Source organism: Deltaproteobacteria bacterium, assembly GCA_035063765.1.
In the GTDB taxonomy this organism is placed as follows: domain Bacteria; phylum Myxococcota_A; class UBA9160; order UBA9160; family PR03; genus CAADGG01.
The window spans coordinates 1-12,267 of record JAPSFT010000015.1 but is presented as its reverse complement, the minus strand read 5'-3'; the positions used below and the strand labels follow the sequence as shown (position 1 = coordinate 12,267).

Annotated in this window: 9 protein-coding genes and 1 rRNA gene; all 10 read left to right on the top strand. The window is 70.9% G+C overall.

All coding sequences use genetic code 11. The features are described 5' to 3' along the window. The first annotated feature begins 13 nt into the window (after positions 1 to 13). On the top strand, positions 14 to 1,510 hold the full coding sequence (gene glpK, locus OZ948_12505; GenBank protein ID MEB2345554.1) for a glycerol kinase GlpK: 1,497 nt from the start codon (positions 14 to 16) through the stop codon (positions 1,508 to 1,510). Beyond that, a complete protein-coding gene (locus tag OZ948_12500; protein ID MEB2345553.1) occupies positions 1,507 to 2,253 on the top strand; it encodes a glycerophosphodiester phosphodiesterase family protein in 747 nt (248 codons plus the stop codon). The genes glpK and OZ948_12500 overlap by 4 nt, the downstream gene beginning before the upstream one ends. 64 nt (positions 2,254 to 2,317) lie before the next feature. Further along, the gene (locus tag OZ948_12495; protein ID MEB2345552.1) at positions 2,318 to 2,866 is read left to right on the top strand and encodes an Lrp/AsnC family transcriptional regulator; all 549 of its coding nucleotides are present in this window, start codon (positions 2,318 to 2,320) and stop codon (positions 2,864 to 2,866) included. Between the two features lie 21 nt (positions 2,867 to 2,887). Beyond that, on the top strand, positions 2,888 to 7,405 hold the full coding sequence (gene gltB / locus OZ948_12490; protein MEB2345551.1) for a glutamate synthase large subunit: 4,518 nt from the start codon (positions 2,888 to 2,890) through the stop codon (positions 7,403 to 7,405). After that, entirely contained in the window at positions 7,398 to 8,861 is a 1,464-nt protein-coding gene (locus OZ948_12485; GenBank protein ID MEB2345550.1) for a glutamate synthase subunit beta, read from the top strand. Before gltB ends, OZ948_12485 begins: the two co-directional genes overlap by 8 nt. Before the next feature lie 151 nt (positions 8,862 to 9,012). Continuing rightward, entirely contained in the window at positions 9,013 to 9,222 is a 210-nt protein-coding gene (locus OZ948_12480; GenBank protein MEB2345549.1) for a hypothetical protein, read from the top strand. A 2-nt stretch (positions 9,223 to 9,224) separates the two neighbouring features. Further along, positions 9,225 to 9,527 (top strand): cell division protein ZapA, encoded by a 303-nt coding sequence (locus OZ948_12475; GenBank protein ID MEB2345548.1) that lies wholly within the window; start codon positions 9,225 to 9,227, stop codon positions 9,525 to 9,527. A 3-nt stretch (positions 9,528 to 9,530) separates the two neighbouring features. Further along, a complete protein-coding gene (locus OZ948_12470; GenBank protein MEB2345547.1) occupies positions 9,531 to 10,130 on the top strand; it encodes a 5-formyltetrahydrofolate cyclo-ligase in 600 nt (199 codons plus the stop codon). A gap of 22 nt (positions 10,131 to 10,152) precedes the next feature. Further along, the gene (gene tyrS, locus OZ948_12465; protein ID MEB2345546.1) at positions 10,153 to 11,451 is read left to right on the top strand and encodes a tyrosine--tRNA ligase; all 1,299 of its coding nucleotides are present in this window, start codon (positions 10,153 to 10,155) and stop codon (positions 11,449 to 11,451) included. Between the two features lie 404 nt (positions 11,452 to 11,855). Then, positions 11,856 to 12,267 (top strand): 16S ribosomal RNA (locus OZ948_12460); the annotation flags it as partial.

Here is a 12,267-nt window from a genome sequence, read left to right as displayed (position 1 = left end):
GGGAGCCGCGGCCGTGAGCCGCTACCTGCTCGCCCTCGACCAGGGCACCACCTCCTCGCGCGCGCTGCTCTTCGATCGCGAAGGCCGGATGGTGGCCGTCGACCAGCACGAGTTCCCCCAGCACTTTCCGAAGCCGGGCTGGGTCGAGCACGATCCCGCCGAGATCTGGGAGAGCCAGCTCCGCGCGGCGCGCGGGGTGCTCGCGCAGGCCCGCGTGCCGGCCGCCGAGATCGCCGCGATCGGGATCACGAACCAGCGCGAGACCACGGTCGTCTGGGACCGCCGCAGCGGCGAGCCGATCCACCGCGCGATCGTGTGGCAGTCGCGGCAGAGCGCCCCGATCTGCGAGCGGCTGCGGGCGGCCGGGCTCGCGCCCGAGGTGCGCGCGCGCACGGGGCTCGTGATCGACGCCTACTTCTCGGCCACCAAGATCCGCTTCGTGCTCGACGCCGTGCCGGGCGCGCAGGCGCGCGCCGAGCGCGGCGAGCTCGCCTTCGGCACCGTCGACTCGTGGCTGATCCACCGGCTCACGAATGGACGGGTCCACGCGACCGATCCCTCGAACGCGTCGCGAACGATGATCTACGGCATCGAGACGCGCGACTGGGACCCCGTGCTGCTCGAGGCGCTCGGGATCCCGCGCGCCCTGCTGCCGCGCGTGGTGGACTCGAGCGGCGTCGTCGCCGAGACGGACCCCGAGTGGTTCGGCCGCTCGATCCCGATCGCCGGGATCGCGGGCGACCAGCAGGCCGCGCTCTTCGGGCAGGGCTGCTTCGAGGCGGGCCGCGCCAAGAACACCTACGGCACCGGCTGCTTCTTGCTCCAGCACGTCGGGGATGCCCCGCGTCCCTCGACGAACGGCCTGGTCACCACCGTGGCGTGGGGCATCGGCGGGCGCTTCGAGTACGCGCTGGAAGGAAGCGTCTTCGTGGCCGGTGCGGCGGTGCAGTGGCTGCGCGACGGCCTGCGGATCGTGGCGGACGCGGCCGAGACGGAGGCCGCGGCGCGCTCGGTTCCGGACAACGGCGGGGTCTACCTGGTTCCCGCCTTCGTCGGGCTCGGCGCTCCCTACTGGGACGAGCGCGCCCGCGGTGTGCTGGTCGGCCTCACGCGCGGCACCACGCGCGAGCACGTGGTGCGGGCGACGCTCGAAGCGATCGCGTACCAGAGCCGGGACCTGGTCGAGTGCATGGCCGCCGACGCCGGGCTGCGGCCGTCGGCGCTGCGCGTCGACGGAGGCGCGTGCCGCAACGCGTTCCTGATGCAGTTCCAGGCCGACGTGCTGGGGATCCCGGTCGAGCGGCCGCGTATGCTCGAGGTCACCGCCTTCGGAGCCGCCGCGCTGGCGGGCCTCGGCGTCGGTGTGTTCCGTGATCGCGCGGCGCTCGAATCCGTCACGGGCGAGGCGACGACGCGCTTCGAGCCCGAGCTCCCCGCCGCCCGTCGCGACGCCCTCTACGCCGGCTGGAAGCGCGCGGTCGAGCGGGCGCGCGCGTGGGACGAGTCGTGAGGCGCACGCTCGGCGGAGCGCACCCGCTGGTGATCGCCCATCGCGGCGCCTCGGGCTACCAGCCCGAGAACACGCTGCCCGCCTTCGAGCTGGCGGTCGCACAGCGGGCGGACATGATCGAGACGGATCTGCACCGGACGCGCGACGGCGCCATCGTCGTGACCCACGACGAGGAGCTCGCGGGGCTCGGCGGCCGGGGCGAGATCGCCGATGCGACGCTTGCCGACGTGCGCGCTCTCGATGCCGGCCGGGGCGCCCGCGTCCCCACCCTCGACGAGCTGCTCGACGGCTTCGGGGCGCGGATCCCCTTCAACCTGGAGCTCAAGCGCGGCACGCGCGCCGACTACCCGGACCTCGAGGAGGGCGTCCTCGCCGCGGTCCGCGCGCGCGGGCTCCTCGAGCGGACGCTCTTCTCGTCCTTCTACGACCCCGTGCTCGAGCGCCTGCGCCGCCGGGAGCCCGCCGCCCGCATCGGCCTCCTGATCTCGCCGCGCTATCCCCGCGACCTCCTGGCGCGCGCGCAGGCACTCGGGGCGGAGGCGCTCCATCCCGAGGCGTGCCTGGTCGACGGCGAGCTCGTCGACGGGGCCCATGCCGCCGGCCTGCGCGTCCTCGTCTACACAGTCGACGACCCGGCCGAGATGGAGCGCCTGCTCGCGCTCGGGGTGGACGGCCTCTTCACGAACGTCCCCGATCGGATGCGAGCCCTCGTCGACTCCCCCGAGGGATTTCAGCTCGCATAGGGTTTCATCTTGACGCATGGCGTCTAGATTCCGTATTCATTCGGCCGAAGGTGGTTTCGACCGAATGAAATTCGAGAGACCCGAGCCGCTCGAGCTGGATTCCACCGACCTGGCGATCCTCGACCTGCTGCAGCGCAACTGCAAGCTGCCCCTGGCCGAGATCGGCAAGCAGGTCGATCTCACGGCCTCCTCGGTGGTCGAGCGCATCAAGAAGCTCGAAGACGCGGGCGTCGTGCGCGGCTACGTCGCGCTCGTCGATGCGCGCGCCGTCGGCAAGGACGTGACGGCCTTCATCGGGGTCTCGATCGACCATCCGCGCGCCTTCGAGCCCTTCGAAAGGGAGGTCGAAGGCGCGGCCGACGTGCTCGAGTGCCATCACGTGACGGGCCAGCACACGCTGATGGTCAAGGTGAAGACCGACAGCACGGCAACCCTCGAGCGGCTGATCGACCAGATCCGCCGCGTCGACGGCGTGACCCGCACCGAGACGATGGTCGTGCTCTCCACCCACACCGAGCGAACCCGGATCGCCCTCGACGGGCTGGAGGCGCCGCTTCCCCGCCGCACGCGCCGGGCTCCCCGAACCCGCCACAGCGGTGGGGCACCGGCATGACGGCACCGCGAAGGAGCCCCCATGACCCGCCACGGACTCCCCTCCCGCCAGGGGCTCTACGACCCGGCGAACGAGCGCGACGCCTGCGGCGTCGGATTCGTGGCGAACCTCCGCGGGGAGAAGTCGCACGCACTGGTGCACCAGGGCATCGAGGTGCTCGAGAAGCTCGAGCACCGGGGCGCCTGTGGCTGTGATCCGGAGACGGGCGACGGCGCGGGCATCCTGGTCCAGCTCCCCGACCGCTTCCTGCGCCAGGAGGCCGCGAAGCTCGGCATCGAGCTGCCTGCCGCGGGCCGCTACGCCTCGGGCATGGTGTTCCTCGCGCCCGGGGAGGGGGCGCGCGAGCGCCAGCAGGCGCTGTTCGAGGAGATCGTGGCTGCCGAGGGGCAGCGCTTCCTCGCCTGGCGCGACGTGCCGGTGCACCCCGAGCGCATCGGCCGGCTCGCACGCGAGGCGATGCCGGTGATCCGCCAGGTGTTCGTCGCCGCGGCCGACGGCATCGACGAGGACGGCTTCGATCGCAAGCTCTACGTGATCCGCCGCGTGTTCGAGCGCCGCGTGAAGGCGATCGGCGCCTTCTGCTACGTGCCCAGCCTCTCGCCGCGCACCTTTGTCTTCACCGGCATGCTGATGTCCACCCAGATCGAGCCCTTCTACCCGGACCTGACCGATCCGGCGCTCGAGTCGGCGATCGCGCTGGTGCACTCGCGCTACAGCACCAACACCTTCCCGACCTGGGATCTCGCGCAGCCCTTCCGCACCATGGCGCACAACGGCGAGATCAACACGCTGAAGGGAAACCGCGCCTCCATGCGCGCGCGTGAGGGGACCCTGCGCTCCTCGCTCTTCGGCGAGGAGGACCTGCACAAGCTCTATCCCATCATGAAGGAGGACGGGAGCGACTCGGCGCAGTTCGACAACGTGCTCGAGTTCCTGTGCCTGGCCGGCCGCGAGCTGCCCGAGGCGATCCTGATGATGATCCCGGAGGCGTGGGAGAACCACGCCGAGATGGATCCGGAGCGGCGGGCCTTCTACGAGTACCACTCGTTCCTGATGGAGCCCTGGGACGGGCCGGCCTCGATCGCCTTCACCGACGGGCGCAAGATCGGCGCGGTGCTCGATCGCAACGGGCTGCGCCCCTCACGCTGGATCGTGACCCGCGACGGACTGGTCGTGATGGCCTCGGAGGTGGGCGTCCTCGAGATCGCGCCCGAGCGGGTGCTGCGCAAGGGACGCCTCCAGCCGGGCCGCATCTTCTTCGTGGACCTCGAGGCGGGCCGGATCGTCGAGGACGAGGAGGTCAAGGCGCACTACGTCGCCCGGCGCCCGTACCGGGAATGGGTGGAGACCCGGCGCGTGCTCCTGGACGACCTCCCGCCCGCCGCGGTTCCGGCGGAGCAGCCCGCCGGCCCCGAGCAGCGCTTCGCGTTGCAGCAGGTCTTCGGGTACACCAGCGAGGATCTCAGGCTCCTGATCGCACCGATGGTCGCGGACGGGAAGTGGGCGATCGGCTCGATGGGCAACGACGAGGCGCTGGCCTGCCTCTCGGATCGCCCGCGCATGCTCTACCACTACTTCAAGCAGCTCTTCGCGCAGGTCACGAATCCGGCGATGGATTCGATCAACGAGGGCACCGTGATGTCGCTCTTCTCGACGCTCGGCGCCGAGAAGAACCTGCTCGACGAGACCGCCGAGCACGCACGCCTCCTGCGCTGCAACCGACCGATCCTGAGCGACGAGGAGCTCGGGCGGATCCGCGCCATCGCGCTACCCGGCTTCACCTGCCGCACGCTGCCCGCGCTCTTCGAGGTGGGGGAAGGCGGCGACGGCCTGCGCCAGGCGCTCGACGCCCTGTGCCGGGAGGCCGCGGCGGCGGTCCGCGGCGGCGCGAACCTGCTGATCCTGTCGGACCGCGGCGTCGATCCCGAGCACGCACCGATCCCGATGCTGCTGGCCACCGGCGCCGTGCACCACCATCTCGTGCGCGAAGGGCTGCGCACGCAGTGCGGCCTGATCTGCGAGACGGGCGAGGCGCGCGACGTGTCGCAGTTTGCGCTCCTGCTCGGCTACGGCGCGGGCGCGATCAACCCCTACCTCGCCCTGGAGACGGTGGCGGAGCTGGCGCAAGACGAGCTCTACGTGCCGGCCTCGGTGGGCCTGGCGAAGGGCACGCAGAACTACCTGAAGGCCTGCGACAAGGGCCTGCTCAAGACGATGGCCAAGATGGGGATCTCGACCCTGCAGAGCTACCGGGGCGCCCAGATCTTCGAGGCGGTCGGGCTCGACCGCGAGCTGGTGGCGCGCTGCTTCGCGGGCACCGCGTCGCGCGTGTCGGGGGTCGGCTACGACGTGATCGCGCGCGAGTGCGCGATGCGCCACGGGCGCGCCTTCGCAGGGGACGGCTGGACCTACCCCGAGCTCGATCCGGGCGGGCTCTACCAATGGCGGCGCCGCGGGGAACGCCACACCTTCAACCCCGACAGCATCTCGCGGCTCCAGCACGCGGTGCGCCAGGACAGCTACGAGACCTTCCGCGAGTTCTCGAAGGCGGCCGACGGCGAGGCCGAGCGCCTGTGCACCCTGCGCGGGCTGTTCCGCTTCCGCTTCGCCGAGGAGCCGATCCCGCTCGCCGAGGTCGAGCCCTCCGAGGAGATCGTCAAGCGCTTCTGCACGGGCGCCATGTCCTACGGCTCGATCTCGCTCGACGCCCACGAGACGCTCGCCATCGCGATGAACCGGATCGGCGGCAAGAGCAACACCGGCGAGGGCGGCGAGGACCCGCGTCGTTTCGCACCCGACGCCAACGGCGACCTGCGGCGCAGCGCGATCAAGCAGGTGGCGTCGGGCCGCTTCGGGGTGACGAGCTGGTACCTCGTCAACGCCGACGAGATCCAGATCAAGATCGCGCAGGGCGCCAAGCCGGGCGAAGGCGGCGAGCTGCCGGGCCACAAGGTGGACGAGACGATCGCGCGCACGCGGCACTCGACGCCGGGGGTGGGCCTGATCTCACCCCCGCCGCACCACGACATCTACTCGATCGAGGACCTGGCGCAGCTCATCTACGACCTGAAGAACGCGAACCGCCAGGCGAAGATCAGCGTCAAGCTCGTGGCCGAGACGGGGGTCGGCACGATCGCGGCCGGTGTGGCGAAGGGCAAGGCCGACGGCGTGCTGATCTCCGGTCACGACGGCGGCACCGGCGCCTCGCCGCTGGCCTCGATCAAGCACGCCGGGCTGCCCTGGGAGATCGGGCTCGCCGAGACCCAGCAGACGCTCGTGCTGAACGACCTGCGCGGGCGGATCCGGGTCCAGACCGACGGCGGCCTCAAGACCGGCCGCGACGTGGCGATCGCAGCGCTGCTCGGCGCGGACGAGTTCGGGTTCTCGACCGCCCCGTTGGTGGCGCTCGGCTGCATCCTGATGCGCGTGTGCCACCTGAACACCTGCCCGGTCGGCATCGCGACCCAGAACCCGGTGCTGCGCGAGCGCTTCGCGGGGCAGCCCGAGCACGTGGTCCGCTACCTCTTCTTCGTGGCAGACGAGCTGCGCGAGATCATGGCGAAGCTCGGCTTCCGGACCGTCGAGGAGATGGTCGGCCGTGCCGACCGCCTCTCCGTGGACGGCGCCGTGACGCACTGGAAGGCGCGCGGCCTCGACTTCACGGAGCTGCTGCACTGCCCCGACGTGCCCCACGCGATCCGTCACTGCGAGCAGCAGGAGCACCGTCTCGACGCGGTCCTCGACGTCCAGCTCCTCGAGCTCGCGAGGCCCGCACTCGAAGCCGGCGAGCGGGTCGAAGCCCGACTCCCGATCCGCAACACGGACCGCACGGTGGGCACCATCCTCGGGTCCGAGGTCTCGCGCCGCTACGGCCCGGAGGGCCTCGCGGACGACACGATCGTGCTGCGCTTCCACGGGTCGGCGGGCCAGAGCCTGGGTGCCTTCGCGCCGCGCGGCATCACGATCCACGTGGACGGCGACACCAACGACTACTGCGGCAAGGGCCTCTCGGGCGGGCGCATCGTGGTCCGGGTTCCGCGTGGTGCAGCCTTCGACCCGGCGGAGAACGTCATCACCGGCAACGTGGCGCTCTACGGCGCCACCTCGGGCGAGGCGTACTTCCAGGGCATGGCCGGTGAGCGCTTCTGCGTCCGCAACAGCGGTGCGCAGGCGGTGGTCGAGGGGGTGGGTGACCACGGCTGCGAGTACATGACGGGCGGGCGGGTGGTCGTGCTCGGCCGGACGGGGCGGAACTTCGCGGCCGGCATGAGCGGGGGCTTCGCCTACGTGCTCGACCTGGACGGCGCCTTCCCGAGCCGCGTCAACGCCGAGCGCGTGGATCTCGAGCCCCTGACCCCCGAGGACGAGGAGGTCATCCAGCGTCTGGTGCGCCGGCATTTCGAGTCCACGCGGAGCGAGCGGGCGGAGGAGGTGCTGCGCAAGTGGAACGACTTCGCACCGAAGTTCGTCAAGGTGTTCCCGAAGGATCTCAAGCTGGCGCTCGATGCGCGCATCGGGGCGAGGACGGGCGATGGCTAAGGTGACCGGGTTCCTCGAGTTCGGGCGGAAGGACACGCCCCTGCGGCCGGTCGAGGAGCGGGTGCGGGACTGGCACGAGGTGCAGCTCGATCCCTCGCCCGAGGAGGTGCGCACGCAGGCCGCGCGCTGCATGGACTGCGGCGTCCCGTTCTGCAGTGTCGGCTGCCCGCTCGGAAACCTGATCCCCGACTGGAACGATCTGGTGTATCGCGACCACTGGCGCGACGCCCTCACCCGCCTGCTGTCGACCAACAACTTCCCCGAGTTCACGGGCCTCGTCTGCCCCGCGCCGTGCGAGACCGCGTGCGTGCTCGGGATCAACCAGGCCCCCGTCACGATCAAGCAGGTCGAATGGGAGATCGTCCGGCGCGGCTGGGAGGAGGGCTGGATCACGCCGGTGCGGCCCGAGCGGCGCAGCGGCCGCTCGGTCGCCGTGATCGGCTCCGGGCCGGCGGGGCTGGCCGCGGCCCAGCAGCTTTCGCGGGCCGGGCACGGCGTGACGCTCTTCGAGAAGAACGACCGGATCGGCGGCCTGCTGCGCTATGGCATCCCCGACTTCAAGCTCGAGAAGTGGATCATCGACCGGCGGCTCGAGCAGCTCCGCGAGGAAGGCGTGTCCTTCCAGACGGGGGTCCACGTCGGCGTGGACCTCTCGGTGGCGGAGCTGCGGCGCAGCTTCGACGCGGTCCTGCTCTGCACGGGCTGCGAGGTGCCGCGTGATCTCCCGGTTCCCGGCCGCGAGCTTCGGGGCGTCTACTTCGCCATGGAGTTCCTGACCCAGAACAACCGGCGGGTCGCCGGCGAGCGGATCCCCGTGGAGGACGAGATCGTGGCCACGGGCAAGCACGTGGTCGTCCTCGGTGGCGGCGACACGGGCTCCGACTGCGTCGGCACCTCCCACCGGCAGGGCGCGAAGTCGGTGACCTCGCTCGAGCTCCTGCCGCGGCCGCCGGCCCGGCGCGACCCGTCCACACCGTGGCCGTTCTGGCCGCTCATGTATCGCTCCTCGAGCTCGCACGACGAGGGCGGCGAGCGCGCGTTCGCGATCGCGACCCAGCGGCTCTCGGGCGCGGACGGCCGCGTGACCGGGCTCCACGCGGTGCGCCTCGCCTTCGGGGAGGCGGATCCCGCGACCGGACGCCGCCCGATGGAGGAGGTGCCCGGGAGCGAGTTCGAGATCCCGGCGGACCTCGTGCTGCTCGCGATGGGCTTCGCGCAGCCGGTCCAGCAGGGACTGCTCGAGGGCCTCGGCCTCCGCCTGGACGCACGGGGCAACGTCGCTGCCGACACCCGGAGCTTTACCACCAGCGAGCCCGGCGTGTTCGCTGCCGGGGACTGCCGGCGGGGGCAATCGCTCGTCGTCTGGGCGCTCTGGGAGGGGCGCGAGGCGGCACGCGCCGTGGACCAGTACCTGGTCCGCCACTCCCTGCTCCAGTCTCGCGATGCCTTCGTCTGAGCGCGCTGCGCACGAGCGGCAGGGTGGAGAGATCGCGCTTGACGCGTTTCCTTCCTCCCCGGTAGGATCGAGCTCGCGATCGGGGGACTCCATTCGCGGCCCGCAATCCCATGGGGACTCGGCTCCGGACTACGAGCGGCTGGAGAAGGCCGTGCTCGAGCTGGCCAGCCGCTACGCCCGGCTGCGACGGGAGAACGCGAGGCTCGCCAGCGCACTCCGCGGGAGCGAGCGGCGCGTGGCGGAGCTGGAGGCCGAGCTGCGGCAGGGCAACCAGCTGCGGAGCGACGTCGCCAAGCGCATCGACGATCTCGTCGGCCAGATCGACCAGATCGAAGACCGCTTCACGGCTCGCGGCGCCTGACGGTGGCGGGCAAGCGCTCGATCGCGATTCGCGTCCTAGGGCAGGAGATCCGGATCCGCACCGACGCCCACCCGAGCGAGCTGCAGCGGGTGGCGAGCCTGGTGGACGAGACGATGGGCCGCCTGCGGGACCGCACCGGCGCCGTCGACAGCCGGGAGCTCGCGATGATGACGGCCGTCAACCTGGCGCGAGCTCTCCTGGTCGAACGCGCGGGACGCCACAGTGAGAGCGCGCTGGCGCCGCGTCTACGCGAGCTCACGGAGCGGGTCGAGACGCTCCTCCAGGACGACCCGCCGCCAGCCTGATCCGTGTCCATCGCCGCGGAAAAGGAGCGCCTGCGCCGGGAGATCGGCACGCTACGCCGGCGCATCGACCCGGCGCGTCGCACGCTCGCCGGGGACGCCGTGGCGCGTCACGTCCTGGCCTGGCCCGGACTTCGCCCCGCGCGGCGCGTGGCGCTCTATGCCGCGCTGCCCGATGAGCTTCCGACGGACCGGCTGATGGGGGCCTTGCTCGCGCGTGGCCACGCGCTGCTGCTGCCGCGTGCCGCCGACTCCGAGCGGCTCGAGTTCGCGGCCGTCTCCGAGCGATCGATCCTCGCTCCGGGCGTCTTCGGTGTGCTGGAGCCCCCGCCGGAGGCGCCGGCCACCCCGCTGCGGGAAGACGACCTCGTGCTCCTTCCTGGCGTTGCCTTCGACCGATGGGGCGCACGCCTGGGCCGGGGCAGCGGCTGGTACGACCGCTCTCTGCCCCCCGGCGTTCGCGACCTCTTCGGTCTTGCCTTCGAGGCCCAGCTCCTGGAACGCGTTCCCGTCACCGCAACGGATCGACGGGTGCGCGGCGTCTTCACCGAGCGCGGACTCCGGTGCTGCCGGGCGCGCGACGCCTCCGGAGGACCACGCTCGTGATCCGAGCTAGGTTCCCGGCCCGATGAAGGCTCTCCTCGACGAGCTCGCCTGGCGCGGCCTCCTCTACCAGCGGACCGCCGAAGAGGCGCTGGATGCGCACCTGCAGTCGCGCGGGCGCACGGGGTACTGCGGCTTCGATCCGACCGCCGACAGCCTCACGATCGGCCACCTGATCCCGATCCTGCTGCTCGTCCACTGGCAGCGAGCCGGCCATCGTCCCCTCGTCGTCATGGGTGGCGGGACGGGTCTGATCGGCGATCCCTCGGGCAAGGACCGCGAGCGCCTCCTGCTCGACGTGGACCGCGTCGCAGCGAACGTCGAATCCCAGCGGCGCATCTTCGAGCGTGTGCTCGACTTCGACGCCGCGGCGCCGCATGGCGCGCGGATCCTCGACAACCGTTCGTGGCTGGGCGAGCTGCGCTTCGTCGACTTCCTGCGCGAGGTCGGGAAGCACTTCTCGATCAACGCGATGATCCAGAAAGAGTCGGTGCGCGAGCGGCTCGAGCGACGCGATCAGGGGATCAGCTACACCGAGTTCAGCTACATGCTTCTCCAGGCCTTCGATTTCCTGCACCTGCGCCGGAGCTTCGGCTGCAGCGTCCAGATGGCGGGCTCGGACCAGTACGGGAACATCACCGCCGGAATCGATCTGATCCACCGCACGCTGGGCCACGACTGTGAGGCCTTCGGCTTCACCGCTCCCCTCGTCACCCACGCCGACGGCCGCAAGATCGGCAAGAGCGAGGGCGCCCCGGTCTGGCTCACCACGGATCGCACCAGCGCCTATGCGTTCTATCAGTACTGGATCAACGTGGCCGACGCAGACGTGCCCTCCTTCTTGCGGCGTTTCACGCTCCTCGAGCGCGACGAGATCGTCGCGATCGTCGAGACGCACGCCGCAGCACCCGAGAAGCGACAGGCGCAGCGGGCACTCGCGCGCCACATGACCGCGCTCCTGCATGGCGAGCCGGAACGAGCACGCGTCGAGGCGGCGAGCGAGGCGCTCTTCGGTGACGGCGTGCTCGAGGCGCTCGACGGAGCAACGCTTCGCGAGATGGCGGCAGAGCTCGCGCACACCCAGCACGACCTCTCGTTGCTCGCGGGCGACGGCGTGCCGCTGCTGGATCTCCTGCCGCAGACGCCACTCGCCAGCTCGCGACGGCAGGCGCGGGAGTTCCTCGAGCAGGGGGCGATCGCACTCAACGGGCACCGGGTCGCCGCGGATCGGCGCGCCTCGACCGGCGACCTCCTGGCCGGAGGGCTCATGTTCCTGCGCCGCGGCAAGAAGCGCTGGCACGTGACGCGGTGGGAAAACGGCTGACCCCTCGGGGGCGGACATGGAGGTGCAACTGCGGCGATCCGGGGCCCATTGACGCTCGCGAATCGCACCCGTATAGTGCGCTTCCTGCTTGGGGCAGGTCGGCCTCAGGCGCCGCTCCCATCCGCCCGGTTCATCCATTCGTATCGGGTGGAATCGAGGGGAGCGGCGGTTCCATTTTCGATCGGCGGATCGCCGACGCCTCGCGGGTCCTCGACAGACCCGCGGCGGGCTTCGCCCGGTCTTTGAAAACCGAATAGCGTGCGGTCCAGCGGGCATGGGGATGCCCGCAGGACGGTGATGAATGCATTCGATCCCCGTTCAACCGGAGACCTGGTTCTTAGCCGGCCGGGTCTTCGGCGCAGATCGGACGATGCGGGCTTCGGTTCGCGTCGTCGCCAAGGTTCAAACCGGAGAGTTTGATCCTGGCTCAGAACGAACGCTGGCGGCGTGCCTAAGACATGCAAGTCGTGCGAGAAAGGGGCTTCGGCCCTGAGTACAGCGGCATCCGGGTGAGTAACGCGTGGGCAACCTGCCTCGAAGTCCGGGATAACCTGGGGAAACCTGGGCTAATACCGGATGAGCCCACGAGGTCTTCGGGCCTCGCGGGAAAAGATGGCCTCTGCTTGCAAGCTATCGCTACGAGATGGGCCCGCGTCCCATTAGCTAGTTGGCGAGGTAACGGCTCACCAAGGCTCCGATGGGTAGCTGGTCTGAGAGGACGATCAGCCACACTGGGACTGAGACACGGCCCAGACTCCTACGGGAGGCAGCAGTCGGGAATCTTGGGCAATGGGCGCAAGCCTGACCCAGCGACGC

Coding starts and splice junctions, on each gene's coding strand:
- tyrS (MEB2345546.1), top strand. CDS start 10,153: ATGAAGGCTCTCCTCGACGAGCTCGCCTGGCGCGGCCTCCTCTACCAG.
- OZ948_12495 (MEB2345552.1), top strand. CDS start 2,318: ATGAAATTCGAGAGACCCGAGCCGCTCGAGCTGGATTCCACCGACCTG.
- gltB (MEB2345551.1), top strand. CDS start 2,888: ATGACCCGCCACGGACTCCCCTCCCGCCAGGGGCTCTACGACCCGGCG.
- OZ948_12485 (MEB2345550.1), top strand. CDS start 7,398: ATGGCTAAGGTGACCGGGTTCCTCGAGTTCGGGCGGAAGGACACGCCC.